Raw genomic sequence first — 20106 nt, 5'->3', positions numbered from 1 at the left:
CAGCTGATTTCAAGTGCGAGGTGTGTCACACCTCGCCGGGTGGTTAGCATGATAACAAAAAATAGGCTAATGCACTAGTTCTCTAGTACATTCGACGGCTTAGGCCCATGATATCGAGGATCTTGGTGGCAATCTCTTCTACCGAATAATTGGTACTGTTAATCCACGGGATCTGATTTTTACGGTACAACGCTTCCACTTCCGCAACCTCCATCCGGCACTGGCGAAGCGAGGCATAGCGACTGTTCTCCCGACGCTCTTCGCGAATCGCCGCCAGACGCTCAGGGTCGATAGTCAGTCCGAACAATTTATGCTGAAGCGGTTTGAGCGACGCGGGCAGCACCAGATTATCCATGTCATCGGCAATAAAGGGATAGTTTGCCGCGCGGATACCAAACTGCATCGCCAGATACAGGCTGGTGGGGGTTTTACCACAGCGAGAGACGCCGAGCAGGATCACCTGAGCCTGGTCCAGATTGCGCAACGAAATGCCGTCGTCATGGGCGAGGGTGTAATCAATCGCCGCAATGCGCGCATCATATTTATTGAGATTATTAGGGTTCAGGCCATGGGTACGATGAGCAATCGGCGTCGGGTCCAGTTTCATCTCTTGTTGTAGCGGGGCAACCAGCGCCTGCACAATATCCTGGCAAAAACCTTCGCTTTGCAAAATGATGGCGCGGATTTCCGGTAGCACAATGGAGTAAAAAACCAGCGGGCGCACACCTGTCTGGTGATAAATTGCGTCAATCTGATCTTTCACCGCCCGAGCACGGCTCTCATTTTCGACAAACGGCAGCGTAATGCTGCTGATAGTAACGGGAAATTGTGACATCACTGCGTGTCCTAATACCTCCGCAGTTATAGCCGTACCATCAGAAATATAAAAAACGTGGCGATCAACAGCATTATCCATTTTGTTCTTCCCGTGATGCAGACATAATTCTATGAAAGCATAAATTAAAAACGTACAGAAGCGTAGAAGGTTATGCCTGGTTTATAAAATGAACCTTCAATTTTATATTTTATGAAAACAGTATTTCATTTTTACGCTTTCGTTTATACCGATGGTTTATGTGGAAATTACTGAAGATAGCGGATTTGCGCAACGCTGGGATCAGTCTTAAAAAGTAAAAAAATATATTTGCTTGAACGATTCACCGTTTTTTTCATCCGGTTAAATATGCAAAGATAAATACGCAGAAATGTGTTTCTCAAACCGTTCATTTATCACAAAAGGATTGTTCGATGTCCAACAATGGCTCGTCACCGCTGGTGCTTTGGTATAACCAACTCGGCATGAATGATGTAGACAGGGTTGGGGGCAAAAATGCCTCCCTGGGTGAAATGATTACTAACCTTTCCGGAATGGGCGTTTCCGTTCCGAATGGTTTCGCCACAACCGCCGACGCGTTTAACCAGTTTCTGGACCAAAGCGGCGTAAACCAGCGCATCTATGAACTGCTGGATAAAACGGATATTGACGATGTTACCCAGCTTGCGAAAGCGGGCGCGCAAATCCGCCAGTGGATTATCGACACTCCCTTCCAGCCTGAGCTGGAAAACGCCATCCGCGAAGCCTATGCACAGCTTTCCGCCGATGACGAAAATGCCTCTTTTGCGGTGCGTTCCTCCGCCACCGCAGAAGATATGCCGGACGCCTCTTTTGCCGGTCAGCAGGAAACCTTCCTCAACGTTCAGGGTTTTGACGCCGTTCTCGTGGCAGTGAAACATGTCTTTGCTTCTCTGTTTAACGATCGCGCCATCTCTTATCGTGTGCATCAGGGTTACGATCACCGTGGCGTGGCACTCTCCGCCGGTGTTCAGCGGATGGTGCGCTCCGACCTCGCATCTTCTGGGGTGATGTTCTCCATTGATACCGAATCCGGCTTTGACCAGGTGGTGTTTATCACTTCCGCATGGGGCCTGGGTGAAATGGTCGTGCAGGGCGCGGTTAACCCGGATGAGTTTTACGTGCATAAACCGACACTGGCAGCGAATCGCCCGGCTATCGTGCGCCGCACCATGGGGTCGAAAAAAATCCGCATGGTCTACGCGCCGACCCAGGAGCACGGCAAGCAGGTTAAAATTGAAGATGTACCGCAGGAACAGCGTGACATCTTCTCGCTGACCAACGAAGAAGTGCAGGAACTGGCAAAACAGGCCGTACAAATTGAGAAACACTACGGTCGCCCGATGGATATTGAGTGGGCGAAAGATGGCCACACCGGTAAATTGTTTATCGTGCAGGCGCGTCCAGAAACTGTACGTTCTCGCGGTCAGGTGATGGAACGTTATACGTTGCATTCACAGGGCAAGATTATCGCCGAAGGCCGCGCTATCGGTCATCGTATCGGCGCGGGTCCGGTGAAAGTCATTCATGACATCAGCGAAATGAACCGCATCGAACCTGGCGACGTGCTGGTTACTGACATGACCGACCCGGACTGGGAACCGATCATGAAGAAAGCGTCTGCCATCGTCACCAACCGTGGCGGTCGTACCTGTCACGCGGCAATTATCGCTCGTGAACTGGGTATTCCGGCGGTAGTGGGCTGCGGTGATGCGACCGAACGTATGAAAGACGGTGAGAACGTCACCGTTTCTTGTGCCGAAGGCGATACCGGTTACGTCTATGCGGAGTTGCTTGAATTCAGTGTGAAAAGCTCCAGCGTGGAAACCATGCCGGACCTGCCACTGAAAGTGATGATGAACGTCGGTAACCCTGACCGTGCGTTTGACTTTGCCTGCCTGCCGAACGAAGGTGTGGGCCTTGCGCGTCTGGAATTTATCATCAACCGCATGATTGGCGTTCACCCCCGCGCACTGCTTGAGTTTGATGACCAGGAACCACAGTTACAAAATGAAATTCGCGAGATGATGAAAGGCTTCGATTCTCCGCGCGAATTTTACGTTGGCCGTCTGACCGAAGGGATCGCGACGCTGGGCGCCGCGTTTTATCCGAAACGCGTGATTGTCCGTCTTTCTGATTTTAAATCCAATGAATACGCCAATCTGGTGGGTGGTGAGCGTTACGAGCCGCATGAGGAGAACCCGATGCTGGGCTTCCGTGGCGCGGGCCGCTACGTTTCTGACAGCTTCCGCGACTGCTTCGCACTGGAGTGTGAAGCGGTGAAACGTGTGCGCAACGACATGGGACTGACCAACGTAGAGATCATGATCCCGTTCGTGCGTACCGTAGACCAGGCGAAAGCAGTGGTTGAAGAGCTGGCGCGTCAGGGGCTGAAACGTGGCGAGAACGGGCTGAAAATCATCATGATGTGCGAAATTCCGTCCAACGCCTTGCTGGCTGAACAGTTCCTCGAATATTTCGACGGTTTCTCTATCGGCTCAAACGACATGACACAGCTGGCGCTCGGTCTGGACCGCGACTCCGGCGTGGTGTCTGAACTGTTCGATGAGCGCAACGACGCCGTGAAAGCACTGCTGTCGATGGCGATCCGTGCTGCGAAGAAACAGGGCAAATATGTCGGCATTTGCGGTCAGGGACCGTCTGACCACGAAGACTTTGCTGCATGGCTGATGGAAGAGGGGATCGATAGCCTGTCTCTGAACCCGGACACCGTGGTGCAAACCTGGTTAAGCCTGGCTGAACTGAAGAAATAAAATAAATACCCGGCGGCGTTTTGTCGCCGGGTCCATTTCTATATCCCCACCTTTTATCAACCTACTTCGGGCAAACGCGCTCGTGCAATATAAAAAGCTTCCGGGCATCATCTGAATAATTGGCTGGTGTTCTTTCTGATTTTAATTCGTTTGCGATCCTCTCCACAGAATAATTCTCGATACTGTTTTTTTCAAAGCCGAATGTGACCACTCGTCAATTTCCTTAAGCATATGCGTAATTTTTTCGTCCAGAGTTCGTTGGATTGCACGAAGTCACTGGCGAGTCCCGTTTTTATACTGTCTTCAACCACAGCATAAAAAGGGATATGGATATGAAAAATTACCGCACCGTTATTCAGACATAAGCGCAGATTATGTAATTCAGAGAATTTATTCGAACTAAAACCGATTTTCTGATTTGTCTGGCTGTACAGAAAACAGGATAAATTCCCTCCGCGAGCGGAGGGAAACAGCTACAGGGATTGCATATGAGTTGCTATTTGAAAGTCCTGATTTGTGCGATTGTCGCACTCGCTATATGGTTTTCCCCCGTCCCTGACGGATTAACACCCTTAACCTGGCACATTCTGGCCATATTCATCACCACTGTGGTGGCATTTATTCTGCAACCGTTGCCGGTAGGCGCTATCGCGTTAATAGCCATCAGTTTTATTATGCTGACCGGCATGATGAAAACCAGCGAAGCCTTAAAAGGTTTCAGCAGCACCACGGTATGGCTTATTGTCGCCGCATTCCTGTACGCGAAAGAATTCATCAAAACGGGGTTGGGGCGGCGTATCGCCTATTTGCTGATTCGCGGATTTGGCGGCAGCTCGTTACGTCTGGGTTATACATTGGCGCTAAGCGATATGATTATCGCGCCCGCAACGCCATCAAACACAGCGCGAGCAGGGGGAATTTTGTTCCCGATTGTTCGCAGTGTCTCTAACAGCTTTGGATCTGAACCGGATCAAGGGCCGCGTAAAATTGGCGCTTATCTGATGCAGACGGTGTTCCATTCCAACTGTCTCTCATCCTCGATGTTTATGACGGCCAGCGCGCCAAATGCACTCATTGTATCTCTGGCGGCCAGCACCTTATTTGTCGATATCTCATGGGGGATGTGGACGCTAAGCGCACTGGTGCCGGGCATTATCGCTTTTATCACTATGCCGTTGGTCATTTACAAACTCTACCCGCCAGAGATCAAAAAGACACCAGAAGCCAAAGCGTTGGCACAGGAAGAACTTATCAAAATGGGGCCGGTAACCCGAGATGAGCGCGTGACGATTGGCATTTTCCTGCTTTCATTATTGGCCTGGAGTACATCGAAATGGACTGGTCTGGATGCGACCGCTGTCGCGCTTTCCGGCGTCTGTTTAATGTTGATGACCCGGATTATCACCTGGCAGGATGTGCAGTCAGAGAAGGGGGCCTGGGACATTCTGGTCTGGCTGGGCGTCATGATTTGTATGGCAGATAAGCTCAATCAGCTTGGCCTGTTCAAATGGTTCGCCGTCACAACCTCGGCTCTGTTCACCGGCATTCCCTGGGAAATAACACTGACGGTTTTGCTGATAGTTTACTGCTATTCCCACTATTTCTTTGCCGGAAGTACGCCGCATGTAGTGGCGATGTATGCCGCTTTTGGCAGCGTCTCGGTTGCTGCAGGCGCGCCGCCGATGATGGCTGCTCTGTCACTGGCGTTCGTCACTAACCTGATGAGCGGCATTTCGCATTATGGCAACGGACCCGCAGTCATCTATTACGGCGCTGGCTATGTCTCGCAACGAGAATGGTGGCGGCTGGGCTTTATCGTCATGTTGTTGAACATTGTCATCTGGTTCGGACTGGGGGCGGTGTGGTGGAAAATTCTTGGCCTATGGTAAGTGGCCTGCGGCAAACATCAATCAAGGAATAGTGTATGAACTTAAAAGATATTCAGGTGGCGATCGTCGGCAAATTAAGCGACCGCTTAATGGCTAAAGTTGAATCTACCTTCACCGCATATCGCCTGTGGGAACTGACCGACGCAGACGCTTTTTACACGCAGATCGCGCCGGATATTAAGGCGCTGGTGACCAGTGGTAATCCGGTAATGGGAGCTTCTCGGGCGCTAATTGAAAAATTTCCGAATCTGAAGATTATTGCCAGCAATGGTGTGGGCTATGACCCTATTGATATCGTGGCAGCCAGGGAGCATGGCGTTATCGTCACCAACACACCTGGCGTGCTTAATGACTGTGTTGCAGACATTGGCATGGCGTTGTTACTCAATGTTGCCCGACGTATTAACATTGCCGATCGTTATGTTCGTGACGGTCGTTGGCCAAACGAAGGGCGTTTCCCGATGGCGACGAAAGTGAGTGGTAAACGTTGCGGAATTGTTGGTCTGGGGAACATTGGTAATGCTGTAGCCCGCCGTGCAGCAGCATTTGAAATGGAAATTCACTATTTCGACCCAAAACCGCATAACAAACCTGAATGGACGGCGCATGATTCGCTGGTTTCTCTGGCGCAAGCGGTGGACTTCCTCGTTCTGACGCTGCCAGGCGGGGTAAGTACACGCGGCGTTATCGACAAAACTGTGCTGCAGGCTCTGGGGAAAACCGGACATTTGATCAGTATTTCCCGGGGATCAGTGGTGAACGAAACCGATCTGATTGATGCTCTGCAAAATAACATCATTGCTGGTGCGGCACTGGACGTTTATGCCAACGAACCACATGTGCCAGAACAATTAATGTCGCTGGATAACGTTGTCCTGACGCCACATATCGCCAGTGGTACGAGCGAAACGTTTAATGCAATGGCAGATTTGGTTTTTGATAACTTACAGGCTTTCTTTAGCGGACAGCCAGTTATTACCCCTGTTACTCAATAAGGCGGAAAATATGATTTATGGTGATATCGCGTATCTTAGTGAACAACAAAAGCGGACATTTCATCCTGTCATCGCTCGTGTCATTGAGTATCTTTCACAACATGATCTGAATAGTGTTCCTGTGGGGGAGAAGGTTTTTATTCAGGATGACTCAATTTTTTATACCGTGGTTGAACCGATGACTAAACCACTACATGAATGCCGACCAGAAGTTCATCGTAAATATCTTGATGTCCATTTCTTAATTGCCGGAGAAGAGCGGATTTGTGTGGATTTTGATGATGGAAAAAACTCGGTTGTAGAAAGCCACCTGGGCGACCGTGACGTTATTTTTTATGCTGATGAACGTATTAATGATCGGATAATCACGTTGACACCAGGACAGTTTGTGGTGGTCTTCCCGGAAGATGTACATCGGGCATGTTATAAAGTCGATAACGTGGAGAAAATCAAAAAAACAGTCGTGAAAATCGACATGAGTTTATTATAGGCGGAGCTGGCTATGACAAAAATTGCCCTGGTGACAGGGGGAAGTAAAGGTATCGGCTACGCGGCAGCAAAGGCACTCTATGACATTGGATATACTGTTATTGTTGCCGCGCGTAACGAAGAAACCTTACAGCAATGTGCACAAGGATTAGCCAAGGAACGCTTTATTCCTCTGGTTGCTGATGTCACGGATGAGTCCGCTGTCGTTGCACTATTTGCCGAGATTAAGGCTCGTTTTGGTCGACTGGATCTCTTGTTCAATAATGCGGGCAATAATAGTCCGGCAAAAAGTATTGAAGAGGTTGAGTTTACTGAGTGGACACGCGTGTTTAACGCCAATATTCACTCGACATTTTTGTGTTCGAAAGAAGCGATTAAAATCATGAAGGCGCAGCAGCCAATGGGAGGACGCATTATTAACAATGCGTCGATTTCCGCACTGACACCGCGCCTTTATACTGCGGCATACACGGCGTCGAAACATGCTGTTACCGGGTTGACCAAGGCCATTTCCCTTGATTGTCGCAAATTTAATATCGCTTGCGGGCAAATTAATATCGGCAATGCGGAAACGACATTATCGAATCGGATGCGTAAGGGCGTTTATCAGGCAGATGGCGCTATTAAAGCGGAAGATATGATGAATGTTGCTGATGTTGCAGCAGCCATTCAGATGATGGCCCAGTTGCCAGTAACCACGAATGTGCTGGAAATAACGATTATGGCAAATAATATGCCATATGTCGGACGTGGTTAATCGGGATTGAATAAAGCACCTTGCGTATAAGGTGCTTTATTATTTATGAATTATGCCTCAACGTATGTTTGTTCGAGTCGTTGAAGAATATCTTTGCGTAACAAAAATTTTTGTATTTTACCGGAGGCCGTGCGCGGCAGTTTTTCGATCACCACGATATGTTCAGGGTATTTATATTTCGCGACCCGTTTACGGCTAAAAAATGCCACTACATCTTCCAGCGATAATGAATGATGCGGCGCTTTCAGCACGACATAAGCGCATGAACGTTCACCTAAACGTTCATCGGGCATCGCAACCACACAGGCATCGTGAATTTTAGGATGCTGCAATAGAATATCTTCCACCTCACGGCTGCTAATATTTTCGCCGCCGCGAACAATAATATCTTTCTTGCGTCCGGTAATTTTTATATAGCCAGCCTCATCCATGCGGCAGAGATCGCCACTGTAATACCAGCCCTCTTCATCCAGCGCACGAGCGGTTAATTCAGGTTCATCAAAATAACCCATAAACACATTAGGGCCACGCGAAGCCTCTTCACCTTCGCAACCTGGCGGTAAGGTCTTGCGTGCATCATCGACCACTTTAATTTCCACCCCAGCGGCAGCGTAACCATCGGTGTGCATAAAGCGCGACAAAGGATCGTCGAGATTCACCACTGCATGTGGCGAGCTTTCCGTGGAACCATAAACGCTTAATAATTTAATGCCGCGTTGCTGGCATTCACGCGCCACTTTTTTGGGGATCGTGGTGCCGCCGCAAAGAAAGAAACGCAGCGCAGAAAGGTCGGCAGGCTGTTTCTCAAGTAGATTCAAAAGGTCATAAACAAACGGCGTTGCTCCGAGCATACAGGTACAACGTTGTTGCTCAAGCAGCGAGAGACAGGCTTCCGGGGTAAAAATATCTAACAACACGCTGCGGGCGCCAATCAAAAACGGCGCTGTTACACCATGCAGAAACCCCGTCGCGTGACCGAGTGGTGCAGGCATCATAAAGACATCCAGCCAGGTCAGATTCAGCCGCGCGCAATAAGCCCGCTCGCTGGCGAGAATATTATTATGCGTTAGCATCACGCCCTTTGGCATGCCCTCAGTTCCGGAGGTAAATAGCACCGCCGCTAATTCATCGCCGTGGACCGATGTTGCGGCGACCAGCGGGGGATTGTCGGCAATAATCTGACTTAACGAGAGAGACGAGGTGGCGGGGGCCAGCTTATCCACGCCGACGGTCTGTTGTAGTTGTGGAAGCTGATTTTGCAGTGGCAGGATTAAATCTACCGGACGCGTTTGTTTAAACAATGTCGGTGCAAAAAACATTTTTGCCTGACACTTATTGAGCACCCACACCAGTTCAGCTTCTCGCCAGGAAGGCAACAACGGCACGGAAACTGCACCGGTTTTCAGGCAGGCAAGATAGATAACGGTAAATTCACACCAGCCAGGCAATTGAAAAGCGATACGATCGCCCGATTCAATACCGTTAGCCAGTAACCAGCTTGCCAGACAGTTCGCAGCGTGATCGAGTGCGCTATAGGTGTACGATTCGCCATGATTATCGACAACGGCTATTTTGTCTGGCATCGCGCATGCAGTCTGCCGCCAGTAGTCGGCCAGCGAAGCATCGCCCCACAATCCTTGTTGTCGATAGGCTGCACGACGCTGCGCGTTAAACGTTAATGTCACTTTCATTTTGAACTCTCGAAACAGAACGTCAGGCCCGATGTGCGGGCCTGTGGGAAGCGTAATTAGCCGTAACGGAAATCAATACCGAAGGTGCCTGCGGGGTATTGCCATTGTTCGAGAATAGTGTTGCCGCACAGCACCCGACAGGTGCCGCACTCCAGACAACCGGCGGAATCAAAATGAATGTTTCCCGCGTCATCCTGCTTATACAGTCCGGCAGGGCAGGCTTTCATTAATTTTTGAAATTCATTGATGTCGGGATTTGCCGCCAGAATGATATGTGGGTGGCCCTCATCAACATGGAATTTGTTGACGCCTAATTTGACGTCAACGTTGACCGTAGCGTTCTGGCTCATAGCGCGGTTGCTCCCTTAATGCCATCTTTCAGCAGATTAATCAGCCCGATTTTCTTCGCATGTCCGAGAATCATTTTTCGTACCGGCTGGTTTGGTTTGCCGTCAATAGTGAACATATCGTTCATGATATCGGCGACCATGCGCGGATACTGACTAAACAGGCGCGGGTTTTCCATCAGCGCTGGGATCTTGCGAAAATGCTGCATATCACGCATAACACAGCTTTGTTCCAGCTCGTGCTTGTATTGCGCCAGGCTGCTGGTGGAGAAATCCGCGCGTTCTTTGGCGGCAATCACCGTTGTGGCAGCCGCCTGGGCCGATGCGATGGCTAAATCCATTCCGCGAACCGTAAAGCCCAGATTGAGGCAGAAACCTGCGGCATCACCGACGATCATCACACCATCGTTAACCAGTTGCGGCACCATTGCCAGACCGCCTTCCGGCACCATATGCGCGGAATATTCAAGCAGTTTGCCACCGCTAATCAGTGGGCGAATGGCGGGGTGCTGTTTAAAATCCTCCAGCATTTGCGGCACGCTTTTTTGCGCATGAGCGATATCACCCAATCCACAAACCAGACCCAACGATACGGAATCGTGATTGGTGTAGATGAATCCGCCACCCATCAGACCGTCAGAGGGGGAACCGGCAAACAGCCAGGCGGCACCTTCATCGTCAGTGACGTTAAAGCGATCGTTGATTTGCTCCGGCGTGAGGCCAATGACCTCTTTAACGCCAACAGCGTAATGATGCGGATCGGAGGCGGGAACCATTCCCAGCGAACGGCCAAGCATTGAATTAACGCCATCAGCCAGAATCACCACATTGGCTTCGAGAATATCATCCCCGGCCTGGACGCCAGTGACCTTGTTACCTTCACGAACCAGCGCATCGACGCGAACGCCCGGGATAAACTGCGCACCCGCCTGTTCGGCTTGTTCCATCAACCACGGGTCGAGACGATTGCGCAATACGGTATAAGAAGCGTGTTGCGGAACATCTGGCTGCTCGTGGTGAAAATCGAGGGTAACGGCGCTCTCTTCGGTTAAGAAGGAGATTTTCTCGCGTGTGACTTTGCGTTCTACCGGCGCTGATGCAGCAAAGCCTGGAATGATCGCTTCAAGCGTGTGGGCATAAAGACGCCCGCCGGTCATATTTTTACATCCGGCACTGTCGCCGCGTTCGATCACCAGGACATCCAGTCCGGCTCGCGCCATGACCAATGCGGCAACGCTACCGGCAACGCCCGCACCGACCACAATGGCATCAAATTTGTCATCCGACATGCGTTATGCTCCCTTCCCGCTGTCTTCACAGCGGGAGATGTGGTTGAAAGGGAATTAGCGACTCAACTGGCTAATCAGGGCAGGGACGACTTTGTAGATATCGCCCACCAGACCGTAGTCGGCATAGTTGAAGATTGGCGCATTTTTATCTTTATTGATGGCGACAATCACTTTTGCGCCATTGCCGCCAACCATATGTTGGATCTGCCCGGAGATCCCCAGCGTCAGATAGAGGTCGGATTTCAGCAACACGCCGGAGACACCGATATAACGTTCACGCTCCATCCAGTTCTCGCCTTCGGCAATCGGGCGTGAACAACCGACTTCAGCATTGAGTGCCGCTGCCAGTTCGTGGACCATTTTCAGGTCATCCTGTGCTGCCAGACCACGACCGACGCCGACCACGCGTTTTGCTTTGCTCAGGTCCACGCTGCTTGCCGCTTTCGCACGGCGTTCGCGACTAAGAATTTCATGACGCGGAGCAACGTAAGGCACATTCTCAATCGGACACTGATGCGAGGCGTCACTGGTGCAAGGTTCCTGAACACCGGGCGCAAGGGTAATGATCGCCAGCGGGCTGTTGATCTTTTCCTGGGCGAACGCTAATCCACCATACATGCGGTGTTCGGCGCAAATGTGACCATCGACAATATCCACCGCCGTGGTATCGTTCACCAGCGCCGCATTCAGTTGCACACTTAACCGTGCAGCCAGCGCTTTACCGCGTTTTGTCGCGGCCAGCAGCAACATAGAGGGGTGTTTATCTTTCAGCAGGACAGCAATGCTTTCAGCGTAATTTTCAGTGCGTTGCAGTGCAGCGTTTTGCTCAAGAACATAAATACATTTTGGACCATAAGGCATAACGGCCTGTGCCTGGTCGGTATTTTGTACAATGGCATACACCTGTTGGCCCCATTGCTGCGCGCCGCCAAACAGTTCGGCATAACGTTCAGGATTATCGCTAAAGACCCAGACGTTGTTTAATTGACTCATCGTTTCTTCTCCGTTGGCTTTAGTTCAGGGCTTTCTTCAGATGTTCCGCCAGCTCGGCAATGGCTTCCGGCGAATCGTTATCGAGAATGATGTGTTTGCGTTCTGTTTGCGGCGGTACGCGAACGCCGATCAGTTCAGCAAGCGGCGTGGCCTGGCTCCAGCCGATATCACTCGCCTGCCACTGATGTACCGTTTTTTTGCCCGCGCCGAGAATGGCTTTCATCGATGGAATGCGTGGCACGTTAATATCTGACGTGACGCACAGCACGGCTGGAACAGAGAGTTCGATCACTTCAACTTCATCTTCAAGCGTGCGTTCAATCACCAGTGTATTGCCCTGACGCTGAATAGCACTCACAGCATTAATCACCGGAAGTTGCAGAATTTCTCCGACCAGCAAGCCAACCTGCTGGGCATAAAGGTCGCCGGAACCTTCACCAAAGATCAGTAAATCGAAGCCGATTTTTTCAACTGCTGCCGCCAGCGCCTTTGCGGTATCGATAGGCAGTGCATGCTCAAGCTGGGCATCCTGCACCATGTACAGACAGTTCGGTCCGCGGGATAACACGTCTTTACGCACTTTTGAGTTCTGCAACAATGAACCGCCAACGGTCAGCGCGGCTATCTCATCATCATCCGTTGCAAGCTGGCTTGCGGCTTCAATGGCATTGAGATCGAACTGGCTAATTTTGGCGTCGGCATTGTCGAAATTGAGGGTGTACTCGGGAGTGACAACAATGTCCTGTTCTTCAGGCACCAGCTTAAAGCAGGTTATTATTTTCATGATTTCTCCTGTGGGTCGCATACGGAACCATCTCCGATGGAAGGTAAAAATGGTCTGAAAATAGTGTGCGATAGCAGGGCGGGGTTTTCGACGGAGCAATCTGTTTTCCTTGCAAACAATCTTGCAAAAAAAATGAGATCGTTAAAACAAAAGCACAATAAGTGGCAATATTATGCCATCGTTTACGTACTATCTTGCATTCAATGTAAATAATCTTGTTTAGCTCTCGCTAAATGCGGTTGTATAACCGCAATACACGCCGTATTTTATCCGGCATATATTGTTTTTGCTTGCTCATGGAATAGGGAGGTTGTCATGTATCAACGCTGTTTTGATAATGCCAGCGAAACGCTGTTTGTCGCCGGTAAAACGCCACGACTTTCGCGCTTTGCGTTTAGTGACGATCCTAAATGGGAGTCGGGACATCACGTTCATGATAATGAAACCGAGCTGATTTATGTTAAGAAAGGGGTGGCAAGGTTTACCATTGATTCTTCGTTATATGTGGCACATGCCGATGACATTGTGGTGATAGAGCGTGGCAGACTGCACGCGGTGGCCTCAGATGCTAACGACCCGGCAACGACTTGTACCTGTGCGCTTTACGGTTTTCAGTTTCAGGGCGCAGAAGAAAATCAGTTACTGCAACCGCATTCTTGTCCGGTAATTGCCGCAGGGCAGGGAAAAGAGGTCATCAAAACGCTTTTTAATGAATTAAGTGTGATTTTACCGCAAAGTAAAAATGGCAACACATCTTCAGTGTGGGATGCATTTTCCTATACGTTAGCGATTCTCTATTACGAAAACTTTAAAAATGCCTATCGTTCGGAGCAGGGATATATTAAAAAAGATGTCCTGATAAAAGATATTCTCTTTTATCTTAATAATAATTACCGCGAAAAAATCACTTTAGAACAGTTATCGAAAAAATTTCGTGCCAGCGTCAGTTATATTTGTCATGAATTTACTAAAGAGTATCGAATTTCTCCCATTAACTACGTCATTCAACGGCGTATGACGGAAGCGAAATGGTTGCTGACCAATACCGATTTGTCGCAGGCAGAAATCTCCTGGCGCGTGGGTTATGAAAATGTCGATCATTTTGCCAAACTGTTTTTGCGCCATGTTGGCTGTTCTCCCAGTGATTACCGCAAACAATTTAAAAATTGTTTTGCTGAACAAGAAATCTTATCTGAATTTTCTGAACCTGTAAGTCTTGCCGGATAAATCTGACGGCGCAGTTTTTGTCAGAAGCTGCGCCGCCTGGAGATTATTTATTCTGGTAATCTTTCAGGATCTGCCGACCTGCAACGTAAATCATAATCTCGTCAGTACCACCGCCAATCCGTTCACAGCGGACATCACGCCAGAAGCGGGAGACGCGTGCCTCATCGGTGTAGCCCAACCCGCCCATGATTTGAATTGCATCATCAATGACTTCCATTGCAGTGCGTGCGCAGTACAGTTTTGCCAGCGCCGCGCTGGTGCGCAGTGACTGATGCTGATCGGCTTGCCATGCCACTTTCAACACCATGTTGCGCATGTTGTCGATCTTAATCGCCATCAGCGCCAGTTTTTCCTGGATCATCTGGTTATGACCAATTGGCTTACCAAAAGCGATACGCTGGTTGGCATAGCGGGCGGCATCTTCGAATGCGCATTCGGCAAAGCCAGTGCTGCGCGCGGCGTTGATCAGGCGCTCCATCTCAAAGTTGTACATCACATTGAGGAAACCCATTCCTTCTTCGCCTACCATGTCGCTCTCTTCAACTTCCACGTTGTCGAGATAAACTTCGCAGGTGCTAAGCATATGCCAGCCGATTTTATGCAGCGGATTGATCTTAATGCCGGGCTTACTGGACTCAACCCACCACAGGGTGAAGGCTTTTTTCGGATCTTTCGGTTCCGGATCGCGCGCCAACACCAGCATATACGGGTACTCTTTCGCGCCAGTGATGAAGGTTTTCTGTCCGTTGATGTAAACCTTGCCATTTTTACGCGTGTAAGTGGTGGTGGCGCTGTTGTTATCTGAGCCAGCGCCTGGTTCCGTCAACGCCAGGGCATAGGCGGGGTCGCCGGTTTCCAGGGTGCTTTCTGCCGTTTTACGTAGCTGCTCCTCAGAACCAAAACGGCGCATGCTGTGAATACACTGACCGTTGGTAATCAAAAACGCCGGAGCACCGCATTTTGACACTTCCATCAGCGCCAGCATCTGGGTGACGTAATCCGCAGGGATGCCGCCGAACTCTTCCGGCACGCCAAGCATAGAAATGCCGTTATCTGCCAGCGCCCGCATAAACTCACGCGGATATGTACCGTTTTGATCGCAGGTGCGGAAATACTCTTCCGGAAAGTTAGTCGTAATCAGTTCGCGAATACTGGCCAGCAGCAGTTCTTGTTCTTCAGTTAAAGAAAAATCCATCGTGATACTCCTGTTAATGAGCCGCTTCAGGCAGGACAAAACCCATCGCCGCATCGATAAATAATCTTTCGTCCATCATTCTCAGTTCTGGTGAAATAACTGGGGTGAAATCCATTTTGTCGAGAATATCTTTTTGCAAATCGACGCCAGGGGCAATTTCGATTAAATGCAGGCCGTCTTCTTTCAGGGTGAATACAGCGCGTTCGGTGATGTAACGAACATCCAGTCCCCGTTCGAGCGCGATTTTTCCGCTAAAAGTAATTTCCGGAAGTTCACGGATAAATTTATTTACCCGTCCTTCCTGGACGATATTTAATTTACCATCGGTAATTTCTGTTTTTAAACTGCCCGCAGTTAACGTGCCGCAGAAAATGATTTTCTTCGAGGTGGCACTGATATCAATAAATCCACCTGTACCCATGATTTTGCCATTGAATTTATGCACCCCGACGTTACCGTGCTGGTCTACTTCGGCAAAACTCAAATAACAGACATCCAGACCACCGCCGTGGTAAAAATCGAACTGGGAAGTCATATCCAGAATGGCGCGGGTATTCACGTTCGCGCCAAAGGCGATACCTTGCGAAGTAATACCGCCAATTGGGCCTGTTTCCACCGTCAGAATAAAGTCATCAGCACAACCTTCTTCCCGGGCGACCAGACCAATACCGTCGGCAATACCGACACCGACATTACCCACTGCACCTTTGCGCATTTCAAACAATGCGCGCCGCGCGACTAATTTACGCTGATTAAGAGGCAAGCTAAGTTGGGTACTGTCATCCAGGGTGAAGTCACCAGAAATAAAACGATTAACTGGCGCACCGCCATAGAGTTGGGTTTGGTCCGGATCGACCACCACAATATCGATAAGATAACCTGGAATACGGACAGCTTTAGGATGCAGCGTGGCTTTCTTAACCATCTTCTGCACCTGCATCATCACGATACCGCCGTTATTGTGCACCGCCTGGGCAATAACCAATGCGTCGAGATACATCACTTCATCTTCAAAGGTTGCGTAGCCTTCGCTGTCGCAGGTTGTAGCGCGAATAAAAGCAATATCTGGCGCGATCGCTTTGTAATAGAGATATTCTTTATTATCAAACTCGACCAGTTTAATCAGGTCTTCTGTAGTCACTTCATTCAGTTTGCCGCCTTGTTGGCGAGGGTCGACAAACGTTCCGATACCAATATCGCTAATAATTCCTGGCTGGTGGGCAGCAGCAGCGCGCAATGTTTGAGTGAGCACACCTTGTGGATAGTTATAGGCAACAATTTTATTTTGTTCTGCGAGTTCAGAAATACGCGGTGATTGTCCCCAATGGCCGCATAATGCCCATTTCACCAGACCTTCTTGCGCCAGCGGACTAATACCACGATCGGCGCGATCGCCAAGCCCTGTAGGGCTAATAATCGCTAAATTACGCGGTGTCTGGGTTTGTTTATATTTGTCAGCAAGAGCGGTAATTAATGTGGTGGCTTCCAGAATACCGCCACCTGCACCTAATACACAAAGCGTTGCTTCGTCGGGAATATAACTTACCGCTTCCTGTGCCGACAGGACCGGCACTCGTCCATTAATACGAGGTGGTTTTACAGGTTTCATTATTTTTTCCTGATTCAGGTATGGATTTCTCTGTGCAAGCATTAAAAATAGCGCACAGATACCCACAGAATATTTTTATCAAATACTCTTTGAAAATATTTTTTTATACGGCGGGGAAGGTTGCTCCCGCCGGTACGTTATTTATTACGCCTGGTGCAAAATAGTTAATACTGTGCGCAAATCATTCACCGATATTTGCCCAGGCGCAGAGGCTTTTTTTACTGCACCAAACGTTGCGGCTGAACCAAATACTTCACCAGCCAAACGGGAAATTACGCCAGTTTTTGCCATCGACATCGTGATGATTGGACGATCGGCATACTGCTCCTGCATCTCCAGGGTAGCGGCAAGCAACGTCAGGACATCACTGGTGCTTTGCGGCATCAACGCAATTTTAGGAATATCAGCGTCGAAGGACTGCATTTTACGCAAACGGGCAATAATCTCTTCGGCTTCCGGCGTTTTGTGGAAGTCATGGTTGGACATGACAACCTTCACATCATGCGCATGTGCATAGGCGACGGTTTCTTTAACCTGATCGTCGCCGGTAAATAACTCCAGATCGATCATATCGACCAGACCGCTGTCGATGGCTGCGCGATTGAGTGCAATATAAGCCTCAGTAGAAATCGCCTGCTCGCCGCCTTCTTTAGCGCTACGGAAGGTAAACAGCAGCGGTTTTTCTGGCATTACCTCACGGAGGATTTTTGCCGCGGCCATGACAGACTCCACGCTGGAGAGGTCGGCAAAGTGGTCCACACGCCATTCCAGAATATCAAAGTCCGCTTCACGATAGGCGAGAGCTTCGGATTTCACGCTGGCGATATCTTTCGCCATCAGCGAGACGATGATTTTTGGTGCGCCCGTACCAATGACGAGATCTTTTACAGTTACGGTTTTCATTTTTTACCCTTTCTGCACGCGGTCAGCCTGTCAGGCGCCGAACCCCATGACCTGTTTAACGTATTCCAGAGGGAAATCTTTGCCAGTCCATAACGTGAACTGTTCAGCCCCTTGCCACAACAACATGCCGTATCCATCAATCGTTTTGCAACCTGCTTGTTGCGCCTGCTGCAATAACTTCGTCATATGCGGGTTATACACGCATTCAGTGACCAGCAGTCCTGGATGTAACAAACTGATATCGTTAACTAATGATTCATTTTCAAGAGGCTTCATACCCACTTTTGTGCCGTTGGTTAAAATGTCGGCGGAAGCCAGGGCTTCAGCAAAGGCTTGCTGATCGGCGAGATCGGTCACGGTGACGACACAATCGGTGTTTTCGTTGACCCGTTGTGCGAAGGCGAGGGCTTTGTCGAAGAATTCATCCCGACGGTTGAAGATTTTAATCTCTTTTAAACCTTCAATCGCGCCTTGCGCGCCAATCGCCGTTGAGGCACCACCGGCACCTAGCAGCACCATCGTTTTGCCTTTGATATCAAAACCGCTCTCTTTAATGGCGCGAATATGGCCCGTGCCGTCGGTGTTATAGCCGCGCAGGTAGCCGTCATCATTGACGATGGTATTGATAGCGCCAACCAGTTTGGCCGCTGGTGTTAATTCATCAACATATTCACACGCCAGTTGTTTGTTAGGCATCGACACACCGGTTCCGCGCATTTTTAAGGCTTTTAAGCCTTCAATTGCTCCGGCAAAGCTATCGTTATCCACTTCAAAGGCCATATAGGTAAATGGCAATCCCGCTTTTTCTAAGGCTTTGTTTTGCATTTCAGGCGATAAACTGTGGCGGATAGGATAGGCCATCAGGCCAATCAATTCGTATTTAGCGGTAACATCCATAATTAACTCCTCTAATTTCTTTGCTTAATTGTGTTTAACCGGGGTGCTAAGATTGCGTTCGCCAAACCGGACATCATTTTCAGGAATAATGAAAACGCGGTAATAGCGGATGAAAACAATAATTGCGGTAATCAGGGCCAGAAGCGCGAAAGTAAAATCGAGAACGATGATGTATTGCAGGCCGATATTCGACAGATAACCGGTAATCAACGGAATAACAAAGTTGGCCAGACCACCCATCATCATATAAATACTGGTGACTTTGGCTTTGCTTTTGGGGAAAAACTCAGACATGACTGAAACGCCAAGCTGTAAAATACCGCCAGCAGCAGAGAAACCGATGACAAAAGCCCCTGCATTACACACCAGTGGAGAAGGGTACAGATAAATGATAGCGGCGGTTACCGTTGCCAGTGCTGAGTTAAACACGTTAGCCCAGATGGGACGCACCATTTTTTTCAATAGTGCGGCAAAAATAAAGACACAGACCAGCGAACCCATACTGTAATAAGAGATGGTTTTTAATGCCTCAGCTTCCGACATACCGGCAAACGCCATCGCATATTTGGGCATCCACACGACAATTACATAAAAGGTCGAGAATGCGGCAACACCGAACAACACCGATGAAACACCTTCCAGCCAGACTAACGGCTTACTGTTCATTTGCGGTAGTTCACCAGCTACGCTGGCATCCACCAACTGGCCTGGGAATTTACTTTTCAATAGCATCAGCGTGATCAGCACAAATACGATGCCTGGGATAATCAGCCCATAACCGTACCAGATGTTATTCAACAGCATATAACTCACCAGCATCGGATAGAGCATTTGCCCGAACGATATCATCGCCTTAACCAATATTACGGCTGAACCCGAGGCTTTCGGGAAGCATTCCATCAATGCCGGATATCCACCGGTATCCAGGGCTGAGTTGGCGATACCAACGCACACTGCCAGACCGTAAGCGAGAGCTAAACTTGGGCAGGCCGGAATACCAAAGAAAAACAGCATATACATGGCAACGGCCATGAATATTACTGCTCGTCGACCAAATTTATCGGAGATTACACCGAAGAATAAAATACTTATCAGACGGCCCAGACCGATACCAGAAATTAAATAGGCGATACCGGCGTTATCGGTAGAAAACTTTTCTGCCAGAGATGACATGTTTTGTGCAAGCGTAATAACACTAATGCCATGTAGGAAATAGCTGAAGTATACACAAAGGACAGCCAGGATAAATGGCGTGCTGAAAGCCTTATTTTGAGACATTTTCACAGCTCCTTGCTGAAAGATAATTTTGTTACCGTCCGTGTTGTATTTCGACGGTTTTCATAATCACTATACTGAAGATGATTTTCTCTGGGTACATGGCATAAAGTTTATGTTTCCAGGAATATTGCATGTA

Annotated in this window: 16 protein-coding genes and 1 pseudogene; 6 read left to right on the top strand and 11 right to left on the bottom strand. The window is 49.2% G+C overall.

The genetic code is table 11. The annotated features are described in order from the left end of the window. Positions 1–82: 82 nt before the first annotated feature. The gene (gene ppsR / locus D9738_RS07090) at positions 83–916 is read right to left on the bottom strand and encodes a posphoenolpyruvate synthetase regulatory kinase/phosphorylase PpsR (protein ID WP_000368046.1); all 834 of its coding nucleotides are present in this window, start codon (positions 914–916) and stop codon (positions 83–85) included. Between the two features lie 332 nt (positions 917–1248). On the opposite strand from ppsR, the gene ppsA reads away from it, so the two are divergent. From ppsA to D9738_RS07065, 5 genes are all read left to right on the top strand, one after another. Next, complete coding sequence (gene ppsA, locus D9738_RS07085; RefSeq protein WP_130208268.1) at positions 1249–3627, top strand: phosphoenolpyruvate synthase; 2379 nt, start codon at positions 1249–1251, stop codon at positions 3625–3627. Positions 3628–4115: 488 nt separating this feature from the next. Beyond that, on the top strand, positions 4116–5516 hold the full coding sequence (locus D9738_RS07080; protein ID WP_130259839.1) for an anion permease: 1401 nt from the start codon (positions 4116–4118) through the stop codon (positions 5514–5516). A 35-nt stretch (positions 5517–5551) separates the two neighbouring features. Further along, positions 5552–6511 (top strand): 2-hydroxyacid dehydrogenase, encoded by a 960-nt coding sequence (locus D9738_RS07075; protein ID WP_130208266.1) that lies wholly within the window; start codon positions 5552–5554, stop codon positions 6509–6511. Positions 6512–6521: 10 nt separating this feature from the next. Then, positions 6522–7001 (top strand): YhcH/YjgK/YiaL family protein, encoded by a 480-nt coding sequence (locus tag D9738_RS07070; protein ID WP_130259838.1) that lies wholly within the window; start codon positions 6522–6524, stop codon positions 6999–7001. A gap of 12 nt (positions 7002–7013) precedes the next feature. Further along, positions 7014–7757 (top strand): SDR family oxidoreductase, encoded by a 744-nt coding sequence (locus D9738_RS07065; protein ID WP_130208262.1) that lies wholly within the window; start codon positions 7014–7016, stop codon positions 7755–7757. Positions 7758–7807: 50 nt separating this feature from the next. Here D9738_RS07065 and fadK read toward each other — a convergent pair whose 3' ends face one another. From fadK to D9738_RS07040, 5 genes are read right to left on the bottom strand one after another with little or no spacing between them, the layout of a single operon-like run. Beyond that, positions 7808–9448, bottom strand: a complete 1641-nt coding sequence (fadK, locus tag D9738_RS07060) for a medium-chain fatty-acid--CoA ligase (RefSeq protein ID WP_130259837.1) — start codon at positions 9446–9448, stop codon at positions 7808–7810. Between the two features lie 56 nt (positions 9449–9504). Beyond that, positions 9505–9798: a ferredoxin family protein gene (locus tag D9738_RS07055; RefSeq protein WP_000081086.1), complete on the bottom strand. Its 294-nt coding sequence runs from the start codon at positions 9796–9798 to the stop codon at positions 9505–9507. Continuing rightward, positions 9795–11084 carry an FAD-dependent oxidoreductase gene (locus D9738_RS07050; RefSeq protein ID WP_130259836.1) on the bottom strand — a complete coding sequence of 430 codons (1290 nt, stop codon included), beginning with the start codon at positions 11082–11084 and terminating at the stop codon, positions 9795–9797. The genes D9738_RS07055 and D9738_RS07050 overlap by 4 nt, the downstream gene beginning before the upstream one ends. 54 nt (positions 11085–11138) lie before the next feature. Then, positions 11139–12077: an electron transfer flavoprotein subunit alpha gene (locus D9738_RS07045; RefSeq protein ID WP_130259835.1), complete on the bottom strand. Its 939-nt coding sequence runs from the start codon at positions 12075–12077 to the stop codon at positions 11139–11141. A gap of 19 nt (positions 12078–12096) precedes the next feature. Beyond that, positions 12097–12861, bottom strand: a complete 765-nt coding sequence (locus D9738_RS07040) for an electron transfer flavoprotein (RefSeq protein ID WP_130259834.1) — start codon at positions 12859–12861, stop codon at positions 12097–12099. 315 nt (positions 12862–13176) lie between these two features. On the opposite strand from D9738_RS07040, the gene D9738_RS07035 reads away from it, so the two are divergent. Beyond that, positions 13177–14088, top strand: coding sequence for an AraC family transcriptional regulator (locus D9738_RS07035; protein WP_130208252.1), 912 nt, complete (start codon positions 13177–13179; stop codon positions 14086–14088). A gap of 43 nt (positions 14089–14131) precedes the next feature. Here the strand turns inward: D9738_RS07035 and D9738_RS07030 are convergent, their stop codons facing one another. From D9738_RS07030 to D9738_RS07010, 5 genes and pseudogenes are all read right to left on the bottom strand, one after another. Further along, positions 14132–15283, bottom strand: coding sequence for an acyl-CoA dehydrogenase (locus tag D9738_RS07030; RefSeq protein WP_000347861.1), 1152 nt, complete (start codon positions 15281–15283; stop codon positions 14132–14134). A gap of 13 nt (positions 15284–15296) precedes the next feature. Then, complete coding sequence (locus tag D9738_RS07025; RefSeq protein WP_130259833.1) at positions 15297–16892, bottom strand: acyl CoA:acetate/3-ketoacid CoA transferase; 1596 nt, start codon at positions 16890–16892, stop codon at positions 15297–15299. Between the two features lie 144 nt (positions 16893–17036). After that, positions 17037–17795: a type I 3-dehydroquinate dehydratase gene (aroD, locus tag D9738_RS07020; RefSeq protein WP_130218927.1), complete on the bottom strand. Its 759-nt coding sequence runs from the start codon at positions 17793–17795 to the stop codon at positions 17037–17039. Between the two features lie 30 nt (positions 17796–17825). Continuing rightward, the gene (gene ydiB / locus D9738_RS07015) at positions 17826–18692 is read right to left on the bottom strand and encodes a quinate/shikimate dehydrogenase (RefSeq protein WP_130208246.1); all 867 of its coding nucleotides are present in this window, start codon (positions 18690–18692) and stop codon (positions 17826–17828) included. A gap of 11 nt (positions 18693–18703) precedes the next feature. Next, a pseudogene (locus tag D9738_RS07010) lies at positions 18704–19970 on the bottom strand (MFS transporter). Positions 19971–20106 lie beyond the last annotated feature (136 nt).

Source organism: Escherichia sp. E10V5 (genome assembly GCF_004212315.1).
Classification (GTDB): Bacteria; Pseudomonadota; Gammaproteobacteria; order Enterobacterales; family Enterobacteriaceae; genus Escherichia.
Note: the sequence above shows the minus strand (reverse complement) of the source record. Positions and strands in the feature narration are given on the sequence as shown.

Excerpts from the sequence above, each read along its gene's own strand:
- ppsR (WP_000368046.1), bottom strand. The coding sequence starts at position 916 with ATGGATAATGCTGTTGATCGCCACGTTTTTTATATTTCTGATGGTACG.
- ppsA (WP_130208268.1), top strand. The coding sequence starts at position 1,249 with ATGTCCAACAATGGCTCGTCACCGCTGGTGCTTTGGTATAACCAACTC.
- D9738_RS07080 (WP_130259839.1), top strand. The coding sequence starts at position 4,116 with ATGAGTTGCTATTTGAAAGTCCTGATTTGTGCGATTGTCGCACTCGCT.
- D9738_RS07075 (WP_130208266.1), top strand. The coding sequence starts at position 5,552 with ATGAACTTAAAAGATATTCAGGTGGCGATCGTCGGCAAATTAAGCGAC.
- D9738_RS07070 (WP_130259838.1), top strand. The coding sequence starts at position 6,522 with ATGATTTATGGTGATATCGCGTATCTTAGTGAACAACAAAAGCGGACA.
- D9738_RS07065 (WP_130208262.1), top strand. The coding sequence starts at position 7,014 with ATGACAAAAATTGCCCTGGTGACAGGGGGAAGTAAAGGTATCGGCTAC.
- fadK (WP_130259837.1), bottom strand. The coding sequence starts at position 9,448 with ATGAAAGTGACATTAACGTTTAACGCGCAGCGTCGTGCAGCCTATCGA.
- D9738_RS07055 (WP_000081086.1), bottom strand. The coding sequence starts at position 9,798 with ATGAGCCAGAACGCTACGGTCAACGTTGACGTCAAATTAGGCGTCAAC.
- D9738_RS07050 (WP_130259836.1), bottom strand. The coding sequence starts at position 11,084 with ATGTCGGATGACAAATTTGATGCCATTGTGGTCGGTGCGGGCGTTGCC.
- D9738_RS07045 (WP_130259835.1), bottom strand. The coding sequence starts at position 12,077 with ATGAGTCAATTAAACAACGTCTGGGTCTTTAGCGATAATCCTGAACGT.
- D9738_RS07040 (WP_130259834.1), bottom strand. The coding sequence starts at position 12,861 with ATGAAAATAATAACCTGCTTTAAGCTGGTGCCTGAAGAACAGGACATT.
- D9738_RS07035 (WP_130208252.1), top strand. The coding sequence starts at position 13,177 with ATGTATCAACGCTGTTTTGATAATGCCAGCGAAACGCTGTTTGTCGCC.
- D9738_RS07030 (WP_000347861.1), bottom strand. The coding sequence starts at position 15,283 with ATGGATTTTTCTTTAACTGAAGAACAAGAACTGCTGCTGGCCAGTATT.
- D9738_RS07025 (WP_130259833.1), bottom strand. The coding sequence starts at position 16,892 with ATGAAACCTGTAAAACCACCTCGTATTAATGGACGAGTGCCGGTCCTG.
- aroD (WP_130218927.1), bottom strand. The coding sequence starts at position 17,795 with ATGAAAACCGTAACTGTAAAAGATCTCGTCATTGGTACGGGCGCACCA.
- ydiB (WP_130208246.1), bottom strand. The coding sequence starts at position 18,692 with ATGGATGTTACCGCTAAATACGAATTGATTGGCCTGATGGCCTATCCT.